Genomic DNA, 15,373 nt, shown 5'->3' with positions numbered 1-15,373 from the left:
AGTGAATAAATCAATAAAAGTTCTGAATTTGCTTGAGAAAGCAAAACAATATGGAAATGACTTCGGAGCGCTTAAGTTTTTATTGAGTCACTACACTAAGGAAAATTTATTACAAAAAGCTGAGTATGTATTGGATGGCTTTGAGCCTAAGGTAGCAAAGTATACTAATATTCACACTCTGGCTTATGACTTATGTAGAGCACCACTAGCTCAAGAGAAGAAGAACTTGTTGAGGTACATGGACGGACTTCGCTTTGTTCAAATGTCAGAGACTTACTTGAACCAAGTAAAGTCATTCGCAATTAACTTTTCAAACTTAGATAAAGACGAGAAAAATTATTTCGCGAAGCACGTAAGAAACGCATTTCTATTGAGCCAAGACGAAGAGTTACTTGAGTTGGTGAAGGTAAACCACCCCCTTATTTTACCAATGCTTTCAATACCGACTAAAATATCTAGCAACCTAACAAAATTCTCTTCGAAGGACTTTTCCCAGAAGGTACAGCAAAACAACGTTATCTTCGATAACTTCGACAATAAAGAGTTTTTAGAAAATATAGAGCTTGAATCTTTTGAGCATATTCAGCACAGGCTGGGTCTTGGGTTGAATAAAGCTAGGCTTAAAAATGCTGAGAGCTATAAGTCAGCATTAAATGGTTTGCTAGCACACTATGACTTGTCTAACGTCGTGTCTTTATCGCTCGATGAAAATGTTTTAGATTCATTAGTGTTTGAAAGGCCAAATGTTAAGAGAGGACCGCTAGTCTCGATAATAATGTCATGCTTTAACTCGGATAAAACAGTGGCATATGCGATTCGCTCTCTGTTGAATCAAAGCTACCAAGATATTGAAATTCTTGTGTGTGATGACAACAGCGATGATCGTTCTCTAGAAATAATGAAGTCTTTAGCGTTAACCGATAGACGTGTCAGAGTTTTTTCATCAAGAGAAAATCAAGGCACTTACAATATAAGAAATGCGCTTATTCCCCTTTGCCGAGGAGAGTTCATTACTTTTCAAGATGCAGATGACATAGCTATCCCCCAACGGATAGAGCGACAAGTAAATGATTTAACGGTTTCTCAATCGCTCGTTACAAGTTGCCGTTGGATAAGAATATCACCAAAGGGAGAGGTCATATTTTTCCCAGATGGTCTAATCAACAGATTTTGCGTAGTGTCGACAATGGTAAAAAAAGAAGTGTTTAGTATTTTGCCTAAGTTTAGGCAATCGCTTGTAGCCGCAGATACTGAATTCCATGAATTATGCTTGTTTATGCTTGGTGCCGAAAACGTTAGAGTGCTAGATGAACCGCTGATTCTTGGGCTGTGGGGCGATGGTTCTTTGACAAAGCGCCCAGGCTTGGCTGCGGAAAATACTGGCTGTGTAGCACCTAGACGCAGAGCTTATTCAGATATTGCGGCGAGACAAAGAGTTATTGGCAGCCACATAGTGTCTGACGAAGACGTCGATAATGTTCTGAGGGATCAAGGAATATACAGAGAATATCATGGTGTTCAGTGTGAAGGTGAGGCGATATGATTATTGCATGTATGTGTACTTTTCCGGCGCGTGGTGAATTGATTTTACCTGCGATTGACTCTCTTTATAACCAAGTTGATAAAATACATCTATGCCTCAATAATTACGAAGAAATCCCGCCCTTTCTAAATAAATATAAGAAGTTAGAAGCAATAATTCCTGCCACCGATCAAAGAGATGTTGGTAAATTTTTAGATATTGATGTAGATGATGAAGACGTTATTTTATATGTTGATGATGATATTATTTATCCAGAGAATTATTCATTTGTGATGTGTCAAAAGTTAGCAAAAAATGATGAAGCAGCATATGGACTTCATGGTGTTATTTACCCAGATGCCTATGATGGTGATGTAGGGCTTCGTAGGGTGTTTTCATTTCCAAGGGCGTTAGAGAAGGACCGTTTAGTTAACCAAGTTGGAACAGGTACTGTAGCAATTAAAGCTAAAAACAGGCCTCGACATGCGTTTATGAAAGGTTCTCAAAAATACGTAGATGTTAGATTCGCTGTGCACTGTTCTAAAAAGGAATTGCCCATAGTTTGTATTGCAAGAAAAGAAGAGTGGTTAAGAGAAATTAAGCATGGGCAAACGATCTTTTCCACATTTACTACCAAGTGGCCCTTAAATGTAACCAAAGAAGTTCAATTGCTAACTGGGTATTCTAAATTATTTTAGTGTCTCGCTACGAGTTCAATTTCAAACCACTGGAAAAATATGTATTCACTAAACAACTGGGATTTTACCGAAAGGCCTGTTTCAAACACCTATACTATTAAAGTAGATGGTGTAAGTATTGCCTATACTTACATACGTAAAAATGCTTGCAGTTCTTTTAAAAAGTTTTTTTCTCATTTTTCTCATGGATGCTTTTCTGAATATAAAACAGATTTAGCGGCCTTAAATCAACTTCATGTAGAGAGTTCATTAGATAAGCTTTGTTCATGTGATTTTAGAATCTTCATATTTAGGGATCCTATAGATAGAGCTATTTCTGTATACAAAAATAAGTTCATTCAAAATACTGGAAACAAGGATATTTTCCAAAGTTATGAGAAAATTACTGGAAGGGATGCATTTAAGGCTAGTTTCGAAGAATTTATTTCACTATATATAATGAACCAGCAAGTAAGCGAACGAGAGTTAGATCCTCACCTTTACTCTCAACATCTTCATTTGCGAGATATAAATTACAATGCTGTTATTCCCATGAACTCCTTGTATGATTCAATGCAGTTAGTCGTTGGAACTGCTCTAGCTCAAAAGTTTTTCGAAAAGCCTGTCAATGCGAGTACTAGCAATATCGAAAGCGAGAGAGAGGGGAATGTGGTTACTCAGTCTGCTGAAGAGCTAAATCAAATTTTTAAAAGCGAAAAAAGAATTCCTAAAAGTGCTCTTTTTAGAACTCCTAAAATCGAAGAGCAACTGAAAGCTTTTTATGTAACAGATTACGAGCTAATCAATAGCTTAAAGGATAATAGCAAATGATTTTTTTATACACACGATTTAGCTTGGTCAATAAAAATATGACAAAGGCTTGGAAAACGAGTGCTTTAACTGTACAGGAGCAAATCGATAATGTTGTCGCAAATGACGAGCGCTTGCGTGGTCGATTAAAAATATTTCTTGATAGAACAGTTAAAAATATTGAAAAAGCGCATAAAGAGGGCGCACAAGTAAGGCATTTCGTTTTTGCTTCCACTCTGATTAGTTCGTGGGCACAAGACCTATTGTCTAGCGCAGAAGAGAATTATAGTTGGTTGAAGATAATCTGGGTAACATATGAAGAAGATTTTAATATAGTCGAAAGTACCAGAGCATTAATAAGCGAAGAATTTCAAGGAAGAAATCAGGGAGGGGTATATTCTCTTCTAAGATTAGATGATGACGATATTCTTGCACCTCACTTTTTTGAGTATATATCAAGATACGCTGTAGATGCTTTTGTCGGCAAAGCGCTATCGCTACCAGCTGGTGTTAACGCATTATATGATTCAAAGTTAGATACATATACACATTTTGTCGAAAGCTATGATGAAAAAATTGCAATCGGGCTGGGTTTTATAAATCACTGCAGTGAGACCGGTGAGCACAGAATAAAGTCTGCTGTTCCCAATGTTTCTCATAAAAAGATTGATAGGCAAGTACCACTTATATTAGACGGAACTATAAGTTACTGCTGGATAAGGTCTCTTCACGAAACGAATGATACCTATGTTCAAAGGTTGGGAGAGGGAGTCGAGATACCTATTATTAACAAGGTCAAGCGATCTGAGCAACCCTTAACTAAAGATTTGGTAGATAAATATTTCGTATTCTTATAGCAGATAAATATGAAAATTGTAGTTGTAGGCACATCAAATTCGGTAATTGGGAACAAGGGGTTTATACAATCTCTCCGCCTACAACATGAGGTCATTCAGCTCTCATGTGGTAGAGTACCTTTTTTTTACCACCTAAAGACTTTAATAAAAAATAGAGAATTAGTCGAGAATTGTGATCTGTTGATACTAGATCATTACATAAACGACGTTAATGTTTATAGAGGAATTCTAAGTGATGAGTATCAACATTTGTGCGAGGAATTTTACAAATTTCTTAGCACATTAAACGTTAATATTGTCAATGTTTTTTTTCCCGTAATTGGATTGAGAGATTACAAGTTTAATTCTTTCTATGACACCGTTTTAGAACTTTGCCATTTGAATTCTATATCTGTAATTGACCTTAACGAGCTCAATTTTTCTAAAGGCCATTTTAAAGATAAAATACACCTAAGCCATCGTACGTCTTATTTTTTCGGTATTATTTTAGGAGGTGTCTTAGCTAGTCACGAATATAGATTAAAGAGAAATAGACCTTCGGGAGGACAGTGTAAAAACAACCCCTTTTCAATTGTCAATATCCCAGAAGTTGTTGGCAATTCTACCGAATTTAAGAATGACCTTATCCATATTGAATATGCAGAAATCAAAAAAGAATTTTGCGTCAAATGTGATGTCAGGAACAAGTTGCTAGCCATAGGTTACTTTGGGTTAAAGGGAGCTGAGGGGTCACCAGGATGTGTAATTAACAAAAAACATAAAATTGCGCTTTCTGGTTATGGTTACTTTTTTGAAGCTCTAGATTTTGATTCGTATGGCGATGTGGTGATTTCTCCCTTTTTTTCTGATAGTGACTGTTTGGATACGCTGATGAAAAGAGGGAAGGTAGACGGACCGTTTACATACTTATATCTAGTTGATCTTCTTTTCTACAATGGTGAACAGTTAGAATACACTTCAGCGAATAGAGTGGTGTTTAATTTTGATGTGTCTAACCTAATTGAACTATCAAGTGTCTTCGATAAATTTTATTCTTTTCCCTCACTGTCCGCCAAGTCGATAGATTTGATTAGAGATGCTGCGGTTAGTATGGAGGTAGAAGATACAATTATCGCACGTGAACTTATGCTTTTGGCAAGTATAGCAAGGCCGAATGGCCCCTTTATAAAGAGAAAACTTGAGGAGTATAACTCGTTGATTGAATAGCTCGAAAGTCAGTGCCTGATTATAGCGACGAGAGGTTGTACACTTCCCCTAAACAGTGGCAGTCTGAATAATTACACTAAGAATTAGGGGGTTAGGAAACGACAGAGAAATAGCTTTTTACTGGCTAACATGCTGTGCGTAGAAATGAATATGTTAAACCTCGGTAACCTGCATTTGGCAGCTTACCGAGAAAAACTAAAAAAACTAACTTGGATCGTCTTGCTAGTGGTCAATTGGAATCCAGTAATGCAGATTATTTTTGAAAATTACTTTATATCACTTTAAAGCGTAAACTTTGTTATCGAACTAGCAGGGTTGAACTGTAATCGTCTAAATCCGCTTTTTCTCGACTCCAAGTTACATTGGTTCTAACGATTCGAGCGGGCGAGCCAACAACAACAACGTTTTCTGGTATTGCACCAGTTACAACGGAGGCCGTGCCTGCTATAGAGCCGCTGGCGACTTTGGTGCGAGCAACAAGGGTGAATCGACCAGACTTCTCTAGACACTTAATTGCTTTATAATTATGTGTACTAAGGAGAAAAGATGTCTCAGCGATTTACAGAAGAATTTAAGATACAAGCCGTTAAACAAGTTACTGACCAAGGTTATTCGGTGGCAAGCGTTTCTGAGAGGCTGGGAGTGACCAGCAGTTCACTTTATAACTGGATAGAATCCTACGGCCCAGATAGTGAAGAACATAGGCAGTCTCAAGAACAATCCGACCGAATTAAGCAGCTAGAAAAAGAGCTTAAACGCGTAACAATGGAACGCGACATCCTAAAGGAAGCCACCGTATTTTTCGCGGGCGAGTCAAAGAAAAATACGCGTTCATAAAAGCCAGGCTCAAGAATTACCCAATAAAACTCATGTGTGAAGCACTCTCAATACAACGAAGTGGCTTTTATGCATGGGTGGATAAGCCGAAATCAAAGCGACAGTTAGAAGACGAGCGCTTAATGGGGTTAATTAAGCATTCTTGGCTAGAAAGTGGCTGTGTCTATGGGTATAGAAAAGTCACGAGTGACCTTAAGAATTTAGGCGAAGCGTGCAGCAAACATCGTGTAGCCAAATTGATGAAGCTAGAAGGTATAAAGGCACAAGTCGGTTATAAAAAACATAAAGGCCACTTCAGCGGCAAGCCTGCGGTTGTTGCCGATAATGTGCTTGATAGGCAGTTTACGGTTGCTACACCGAACAGATACTGGGTCACTGACATTACCTACATCCGCACTCATGAAGGCTGGCTCTACCTCGCCGTCGTTTTAGATTTATACTCTCGCGCTGTTGTTGGTTGGTCGATGAGTTCTCGCATGGAATCTGAGCTTGTTACTCAAGCGCTGCTAGCTGCGGTGTGGCGACGAAAGCCCAAAAAGCAGGTACTTATACATTCAGATCAGGGAAGTCAATTCACTGGCTATGAATGGAGCGACTTCCTAACTGAGCACAATCTAAAAGCCAGCATGAGCCGTCGAGGGAACTGCCATGATAATGCCGTCGCGGAGAGCTTCTTCCAACTACTTAAGCGAGAACGAATAAAGAGAAAAATTTATACAACACGTGAACATGCAAGAGCCGACATATTCGATTATATCGAAATGTTTTATAACTCTAGACGCAAGCATGGTGAAGCGAATAATATGCCTCCACTGGCTTATGAAAAGCTAGAAGAATTCAAACAAAAATCTGTCTAGTAAAGTCTGGTCGATTCAGCCGAGTTTTACTGAAAGTGTAGATTTTATTTACATTTAACGTTATGAGATGTTAAAAATAAAGCAGAGATTAAGGTTACAGCGTTTTTTAAAATGAAAAAAGTACGAATTCTTGGTAGTTGTGTAACTCGGGATGCACTTGAAATAGCAACAGATTTTGAGTTAGTTGACTATACGGCAAGAACCAGCTTGGCGTCATTGGCAACCAAAAGCAGAAAAGACTCAAAATTACTTGATAATATTAAATCTACTTTTCAAAAGAGAATGGTAGAAAGAGATATGACCAAGCGATTTTGGCTTAGTTTAGAAGACAGTCAAAATGACATTATTGTTATTGACCTAATTGATGACAGATTTAATCTGAAGTTGTTTGATGATGATTCGTCACATACTGTTTCATCGGAGTACAAGAAAGCAATGAACTCTCAACGTCAAGAGGGTCGTATAGTAAAAAGCTCATCTGGCGAATTTAAAAGTTTATGGGAAACTGGTTTAAGACGTCTTAAGAGTCATTGTGACGAGCTAAAGTTAGATAAAATTTTTGTTAATTGCGTGTATTATCAGCCAACAGGCGATCACTCTATAGATTCTTCATCGAATATTGCAGAAAAAAACCAATATTTGCGAGAGGCCTACCTCAAGTTAGAAGACGCTTTCGGGCGTCACGCAATGATAGAGTACCCCGAAGGAATAATAAAAGCAGATGCTAACCATAAGTGGGGGTTGGCGCCTTTTCATTTTACTACGGACACATACAAATTTTTTCTTTCTGAGTTGCAAAAGAAAACTTCACAAGATTTGTAATCAGTTTAATTGTCAATTTTGGTTTGCTGATTTCAATATGAATATATTAGCCCGACGTAATATTTTAAAGCATTAATTCTTTTAACTCTAATTATTCCTTTGCTGCTTTTCATAAAAAGGCAAGAGATAGTTATAGGGTATATGCTTTTAATTAAAGTAAACTGACGAAAAGTTGCGAAGAGTCAAAAGTTCTATATTTTGAATTTACTTAAAGCGTAAATTTTATATTTTTATTTTTTAGTATGCATATTTGGATATTTGCATATAGCTGAGATTATTGAGGTTTTATTTTTGTGAATTACTCATCGATGAAAAAAATTGGCTTCCCTATTTCCGGGAGAAAAGGAGAGCGTGGGAACTGGGAAGAGGCTAGACCTGGCGGAGCCGATTTATCAGCTCTTGATTTGGCCGTGAAAATGTCACAAATGGGGTTTCAAATTGTCGTAATTATAGATAACGATGGTCCCACCGTTGATTACATTACACGCCTAGGTTTAGATTACGTTGTTATTGAATTGCCAACAATTGATAAAAGAGCCCCATTTGACGACTCTGTTATTGACGGTATTTTGCATCATTCTGCTGATGTCGAGAGGCATTTGTTGAGAGAGTCTATTGGTACTATTCATACAAATGATGCTGGTATGCATAGGATTTGGGGTGCCTTGAAACAAAAACTTGGATTTATTCACGTATGGCATGAGAGAGGATTGTTTCAGCATCCCGCTAAAGCTGAAGAGTTTCTGCTTGCGGCCGAAATGGTGCTGACCATCACTATGTTCGTTAGGGATCGCGCACCCGAAAGTATCAGAGAGAAAGTTATAGTAGTAGATGATCCCATTACTATTGATGGAGTTTATGATCGCAAACAAGATAGTTATTGGCTAAAAAAAGAATTTGATATTCCATTAGACGCCAAAGTATTTACGATGATTGCCAATGGTAATAAAAGAAAGCGTTGGGAGATGTTTTTTGAGGCAGCTGCAAAGTCTATAAAATCTGATAAGCGTCATTATTTTATTTGTCTTGGGTTAACGGTTCGTAGTGAAATTAATGATTTAAAACGAAAGTACCTACCATCAGACGTTTCAAAAAACTTCATTATTGCTGGTTATCGTTATGATGCCTTGCGAATTGTCTCGGGAACCGATGTATTAGTTTCTACTGCCAAAAATGAACCTTTAGGACGTACAATAGTTGAAGCTGGTATGTTGGGTACTCCGATGATTATTTCCTCTGAGGGAGGACATAAAGAGTTACTCCAGCAGCTCTCTCCATTCTGTCTTGTCGAAAATGTTAATGCCAGCAAATTTAAAGATGAATTTAATAAGGTTGACGAGCTATCTCAGCGTTATGTAAGTGTTAGGGATGACGTGGCAAACAGTATGTCATGGCGTTTTGCGCCAGAAAGGCATGTAAAGAGTGTTGCTAATCTATACATGTCAGTTCTTGATTTTACTATATAAGTACGGCCGGATTGTTTTCCACTATTTAAAGTACCTGTTTGATAAAACAGGTACATTTTTGCAGTGGGAGAACGGTTATGTCCGGTAATCCCTTTTAGTACCTAGCAATGTCCAATTATTCTATATGGATTTCTGGCTTTCGGAGTTCATATGGAGAGGTCATCAGCGATACTAGACCGCATGACATTAGGACCCTACGAACTGCTAGGATCTTGAGCCTAATTTTACGGTGAACGCATAGTAAGGAATGATCTCCTAACATTAGGCGCTCACTGTACAATTGGCTCTATTCAGCCGCAAGTAAATGACTTCCAAATTAACAGTTCTTTTTGCTACAAGTGAATTGCTGTTATACTGCGCACTTTAGTAAGAGTAATAAGGCCTTATTGCTACAATTTTTATAGGTAAGACAAACATTAAAACTTTTTGTTCGGCTCCAATATCTGTTATTTCAGTGCCTTCTCAGTAGATTGCTGAGAGGCCTACACGATACTCTCGAAATAGATACCAACGAATTTACTTATAAGGAAACAAGTCCGTTTCCAATTGAAATTTAGAAAAGTAGTAATGAAACAAATTAAAGATGTATCGACCTACCCAAAACTTTTCGTTTTACTGATAAATTAAGTAGGTATGTCGTACATTTTTACTGAAACATGGAAACTCATAATGTTCAAAGCATTTAAGAAAAGCTCTCCGTTTACGCGAAACGTTACAAAGAAGCAAATAGAGCTTATAAAGCGCTCAAACCTTTTTGATTCTTCTTGGTATATGAGCGAAAATCCAGATGTAGAAGCCGCTGGTATGGATCCAATCGAACATTACCTTATAAATGGTGCGAATGAAGGTCGTAATCCAAGTAAAGCGTTCGACTCAAAGTGGTATATAGACTATTACCAAGATGTGAAGGAGTCGGGAATTAATCCGCTGCTACATTTCATCGAGTATGGACGAACGGAGGGCAGACTGCCTCTGCCTTCTTTGTTGCACTCTTCTAAAAAAATTGCTTCTAGGTACAAAACAGCCCCTACTCAGGTAGCGGATCTCAGTAAAAAGTTATGGGGCGGCTTTAGTCAGTATGCTTCTGCAGAGTTGGCTAAAATAGCTGATAATTCTGCTGTTAAGATAAAAGAACGTGTAGCTGCAATATATGTTCTAGCTCGCTGGCATGCAACGAATAGCAACTGGACTTGCACCGTCGAAAATATACGAAAGATTCGTAAGTTAGATATAAAGTCTTATCGCTCAAAGCGTACAAAGTTGTTGTTAGTCGAGGCATTGCAAAAGCTTGGTAAGTACGAAGAAGCTTCTAACTTCATCAAGCCATCTTTAGAATATAGATTTGACAGTGACTTTGTCTGTGCGTTATCGAATCAAGAATTACCGGCAGAGCAAAGACTTTCTTACATCAACGAAATTTACAATTATTACTCATTAGCCCCACTTAGCTTCAATGATGCTAGCAAAGGAATGAGTTTTGGTAATTTGAAAGCAGAGAAAAGTTTTATACCAATTAGCAATGGGCCCAAAGTTAGCATTCTTGTGCCGGTATATAATGCTGAGGACTACATTAAGGTTGCTATCAACTCGTTGTTGGAGCAAAGCTGGTCGAACATAGAAATTATTGCTGTAGATGATTGCAGTAAAGATCGTTCTGTTGAGATACTAAACGAATTAGCGGAAAACGATACTAGACTCAAGGTGTTTGAGAACGCCGAAAACTTAGGGGCTTATGGCACTAGAAATAAAGCACTTAGCCTTGCAACAGGTGATTTTATAACAGTCCACGATAGTGATGACTGGTCTCACCCTCAAATGCTTGAAATTCAGTTAGGAGCGATGTTTAGCAACCCCAGGTTAAAAGTGACTTGCTCAATGATGGCAAGAGTTTTGCCAGACATGCGCTTTATGCTTAGGCCACAAAGAAATAACCTTGAGTACGTTCATAGAAGTTACCCATCTGTGCTTATAAGAGCGAGCGACTTGAAAGCTTTGGGTGAATGGGATGGTGTTTCGGCTAACGCTGATGATGAATTTGTTCAAAGAGCTAGAATTCTCTGGGGCAAAGAATCTGTTCAAGATATTTTGACTGGCGTGCCCTTATCATTCTTTTTAGTTCATGAAAACTCCTTAACTCAAAATGCAAAAACGAGTTTGAATAGCTTAACTTTCGGTATACGCCATGAATACTCTAGACAAGCTAATTACTGGAAAGAGTATAAGGTTGAAGATGATAGCGAAACTATTATTACTGAAAGAACAAGCTTAAAAAAACCATTCCCGATCCCCGCTGGTTTAGCGCCAAATAATTGGCCGATAAATAATCATTATGATCTGGTCATAATATCTGATTTAAGTCTCCTAGGTGGCACAAGAAGGTGTAATGAGGGTTATATAGCAGCAGCTTTAGAGTCAGGTCTCAGAGTGGGGCTTTTCCACTGGCCAAGGTATGATTTGAAGCTTGCCGATATTGCTAATGAATATACGGAACTTACTTATAAAGATAACGTCGATATGCTTGTTCATGAAGACGAAATATCTGCAGATTTAGTTATTATACATCACCCGCCGATATTGAAGTACGAAATAGACGCTGTTCCTAAAATTCAATGTGAAAAGCTTGGAATACTTATTAATCAATCTCCAATGCAGTTATGGAGTCAAGAACCGCATTACTATAACGAAGACGAAGTTAACCAACTGTGTGTCAAGTTATTCAATAAGAAGCCTACTTGGATCCCAATTTCACCTATTGTAAATAAAACCATGAAAATGGCTGGTGGAGGGCAACATCTTCATGACCAAGTTTGGTACCCACCGTACTCTAAAAGTCTAGTTGGCAAAACACCTGAACTACCTGAAAACTTTGGGGGCGAAAGGAAAATAATTCTGGGGCGCCATAGCCGTGACCATTGGACAAAGTGGCCTTCGCAACCTAAGCAACTACAAGCAGCTTATTGTGCAAACAGTAAACAGGTAGCTGTAAAACTTTTAGGTGGGGCTAAAACACCTAAAAAGATGTTAAAAACATTACCCAAAAACTGGTCTGTATTAGAGTTTGACTCCGTAGCGGTTGATACTTTCATCAGCGAATTAGATTTCTTTTTACACTTTACTCATGAAGATTACATAGAAGAATTCGGCAGAAATATAATGGAAGCAATGGCACATGGGCGTGTTGTTCTTTTGCCTCACAGTTATGAAGTGATTTTTGGCGATGCTGCTGTTTACTGCTTAGAGAAAGACGTGGAAAAAATGGTTTTAGAAATGTGGAGCAGCGCAGAGAAGTACAGTGCACAGGTCCTAAAAGGCTATAGCTTTGTCGTGGACAATTGCAGCCAAGAGAAAGTCGCAAAAAATATTGCTGGGCTATTATCCTGCTAAAAGATCTAACATTAAATGTATAAGCAAACCCATTCATTTTACGTAGATAAAAAATGGTATCTCGAAACCTATCCGGATGTTGCTGCAGCCGGTATTGATCCTGTTATCCATTTTGACAAACATGGTAGGAGAGAGGGAAGAATTCCCTGTGAGTTGCCTTCACTTTCTATTGAGCGCGACTTATGGGCGAACGCCCTCGACATAGAAGGTCAGAAGCAATTTCTTGATAAACTAATTGAGTATTCTGATAAAACGGATGCTAATGGTGTCTACGCGCAAAAGGTATTAACTGAATTTTTTCTATTTCGTTTAGAGTACCCTCAAGCTCTATATTTTTCAGAAAAAGTTCTGTTAAACATAAATGTAGCTTCAAAACTGTTTGACTCTACTTCGCTTTTTTTATTGTGTTTTGAGTCACAGTTTAAAAGTAAAGAGTTAAGCTCGGCTAGAAAGTTAATTGAGCATCCTTTATGGGTGGAATCCAACTCTAAACTACTAGCTAGACAAATGTTAGAAGCTCAAGATTGTAAGCTAGGACAAATAAATTCAATTTATCGTTCCTGTAACCTTGCAACTATTGAGACAAACGCCAGCGAAATCAATATTGACTGCATTATTGCGAAAAAGCAGAAAACAAAGATTACACAACGTATTCTCAAAACTTTTTTCCGAAAGAAAGTATCTGTAATTGTTCCAGTATTTAATGCTGAAAAAACTATAAAAACAGCACTAGACGCTTTGTTAGCGCAAAGCTGGAGTAATATAGAGATAATAGTGATTGACGATTGTTCAACAGACAATACGTTGAAAATATTGGAAGAATACAATGAAGAACCAAACCTCTTCGTATATCAAAACGATGAAAATAAAGGGGCCTACCCAACTAGAAACAAAGGGGCGGTTTTAGCATCAGGTGATTTTGTGACGGTTATGGATGCAGATGACTGGGCACACCCCGAGAAAATAGAGCAGCAAGTTTTACCGTTTTTATTCAAACGTAAAGTTAAGGCTACGGTTACTCACTGGGTGAGATGTACTGAAGATTTGTCATTTACCAAAATGAGAATTGACGGCTCTCTCATCTATAGAAACGTCTCTTCGCTAATGGTCGAAAAAAGTGTTTTTGACGATATTGGAATGTGGGATGAACTAAAAGCGGGTGCAGATACGGAGTTTTACCATAGGCTCATTGCAAATTTTGGGCATAATAGTGTGCACGAGGTACTTCCTGACGTTCCTTTATCCTTTGGAAGGGTTGTTGAGACTTCACTAACACAAAGTTCCGCTACCCATTTAGTAACGCAGTTTGGTGGTGCGAGGCAGGAGCATTTGGCTTTTGCTCAAGTGTGGCACAGAAATACGCCAACCCCAATTAAGTTTGATTTAACAAAAAGTCTATTCCCAGTGCCTCATGAGCTTTGTCCAAACAAGGGGGCGAGGTCACTGCGAAATGATGATTTGCATCGGTGGTATAGGGCTTTTAACAATAACTGGTATTTAAATAGCTACCCAAATGTCAACAAGATGGGGGGGAGTATTTACGACCATTACCTGTCATTGGGGGAGCGTTTGGACATGTCTCCAAATCCATTATTTGTCCCCAGCGCTTACCAGTTTAAATTTCAGCTACGGAACCAAGAGTCTCCAACATGGCACGCGTTGAAAAGCACTTGGTCTTTCGAGCATCCAGTAACTCTGGATGGCGACTCAAAAAACTCTCGAAGGGAAATTGCATTGTTTGCACACAGTGTTTCCCAAGATATTTTTGGTGCAGAAAAAAGCTTCTTGGACATAGCAGAGGCATTATCGGAAAGCGGGTATTGCCTACATATTTTTCTCCCCAATGCCCTGAATAAAAGTTATATAAATAAACTAAAACGGTACGCTGTTAGATTAATTTTTATCCCCCTAATTTGGTTTAGCAAAGGAAGAGACGCCAGCGCTATGCAGGTGGAATATCTCTGTAATTATTTTGAGCAAAGTCGCATAGAGCTTGTATATGTTAATACTATCATGCTTTTCGAGCCCTATTGTGCAGCTGCCAAAGCAAATATAAAAACGTTAACACATGTAAGGGAGTTGCCGGAGTTTGACGAACATATCCGGAATGTTCTTGGTGAAGACGAAGAAGAAACTCGAGAACGCATACTCAAAGTTTCTACCCACTTAGTCGCTAATTCTAACCTTACTGCCGAGTGGCTAGACGCTAAAGATAAATGTACTACTGTTTATAATGTTGTAAATGTTTCAACAGCAACCTCTGCCATCGATACATCTAAACCGTTAAAAGTTTGCATGCTAAGTAGTAACTTGCCTAAAAAAGGTGTCGAAGATTTCTTTGAAATAGCCAGTAGGTGCATAGACAGCAAAATAACCTTCTCGCTTTATGGTCCAGTTACCTCAGAAGTTGAAGCCGCGAGTAGGCGTTTCACCACAAATAATGTGAGGATACGAGGATATACTGAGAAGGTGAGTACTGAAATATTAAATAATGACATTATACTTTGCTTGTCGTCATTTAAAGAGTCCTTTGGCAGAACCGCTGCAGAAGCAATGATCCACAGAAGAGTGGTTGTTGGTTATCAGTGGGGCGCTATCGAAGAGCTTGTAGATGAATTGAGTGGTATTCTTGTACCATTCAAAAATGTCGAGCAAATCGCAGAGAACTTGAAAAAACTATCTGAAGAAAAAATAATGCTGATTTCATATGCCGACAATGCTAAAAGACGAGCTGATTCACTATTTTCTCGGTCATCTTTTAATAGTTCAATGAAGGCCATCGTTGAGAAAATTATACTGCAGTAGAGATTGATATTTTTTACTTACAGACTTTTTCGACTGATGGTTTATTGTTGAGTTGTCCTCGACAACTTTTAAATGCTGCCATAATCACAAATTGAAACGTAAGGTTGCTGTTACTCTCTATGAGTAACAA

At 38.3% G+C, this 15,373-nt stretch carries 10 protein-coding genes; all 10 read left to right on the top strand.

Translation table 11 applies throughout. The annotated features are described in order from the left end of the window. Position 1: 1 nt before the first annotated feature. Positions 2 to 1,543 (top strand): glycosyltransferase family 2 protein, encoded by a 1,542-nt coding sequence (locus ACYTPF_RS16800; RefSeq protein ID WP_461853023.1) that lies wholly within the window; start codon positions 2 to 4, stop codon positions 1,541 to 1,543. Continuing rightward, positions 1,540 to 2,220 carry a hypothetical protein gene (locus tag ACYTPF_RS16795; protein WP_461853022.1) on the top strand — a complete coding sequence of 227 codons (681 nt, stop codon included), beginning with the start codon at positions 1,540 to 1,542 and terminating at the stop codon, positions 2,218 to 2,220. Before ACYTPF_RS16800 ends, ACYTPF_RS16795 begins: the two co-directional genes overlap by 4 nt. Before the next feature lie 39 nt (positions 2,221 to 2,259). After that, positions 2,260 to 3,030 carry a sulfotransferase family 2 domain-containing protein gene (locus ACYTPF_RS16790; RefSeq protein ID WP_461853021.1) on the top strand — a complete coding sequence of 257 codons (771 nt, stop codon included), beginning with the start codon at positions 2,260 to 2,262 and terminating at the stop codon, positions 3,028 to 3,030. Then, a complete protein-coding gene (locus ACYTPF_RS16785; protein ID WP_461853020.1) occupies positions 3,027 to 3,866 on the top strand; it encodes a glycosyltransferase in 840 nt (279 codons plus the stop codon). Before ACYTPF_RS16790 ends, ACYTPF_RS16785 begins: the two co-directional genes overlap by 4 nt. Before the next feature lie 9 nt (positions 3,867 to 3,875). Further along, positions 3,876 to 5,072, top strand: coding sequence for a hypothetical protein (locus ACYTPF_RS16780; protein ID WP_461853019.1), 1,197 nt, complete (start codon positions 3,876 to 3,878; stop codon positions 5,070 to 5,072). 546 nt (positions 5,073 to 5,618) lie between these two features. Then, positions 5,619 to 6,766, top strand: a protein-coding gene (locus ACYTPF_RS16775) for an IS3 family transposase (protein ID WP_461853018.1) whose coding sequence is annotated in 2 segments (ribosomal slippage) — positions 5,619 to 5,859 and positions 5,859 to 6,766 — 1,149 coding nt in all. Because the reading frame shifts where the segments join, the coding sequence is not laid out codon by codon here. Positions 6,767 to 6,877: 111 nt separating this feature from the next. Further along, entirely contained in the window at positions 6,878 to 7,588 is a 711-nt protein-coding gene (locus tag ACYTPF_RS16770) for a DUF6270 domain-containing protein (protein ID WP_461853017.1), read from the top strand. Positions 7,589 to 7,881: 293 nt separating this feature from the next. Further along, positions 7,882 to 9,054: a glycosyltransferase gene (locus tag ACYTPF_RS16765; protein WP_461853016.1), complete on the top strand. Its 1,173-nt coding sequence runs from the start codon at positions 7,882 to 7,884 to the stop codon at positions 9,052 to 9,054. A gap of 669 nt (positions 9,055 to 9,723) precedes the next feature. Further along, entirely contained in the window at positions 9,724 to 12,438 is a 2,715-nt protein-coding gene (locus tag ACYTPF_RS16760) for a glycosyltransferase (protein WP_461853015.1), read from the top strand. Positions 12,439 to 12,453: 15 nt separating this feature from the next. Then, positions 12,454 to 15,243 (top strand): glycosyltransferase, encoded by a 2,790-nt coding sequence (locus ACYTPF_RS16755; protein WP_461853014.1) that lies wholly within the window; start codon positions 12,454 to 12,456, stop codon positions 15,241 to 15,243. Positions 15,244 to 15,373: the final 130 nt, after the last annotated feature.

Source organism: Alteromonas sp. HB246098, assembly GCF_054890645.1.
Note: the sequence above shows the minus strand (reverse complement) of the source record. Positions and strands in the feature narration are given on the sequence as shown.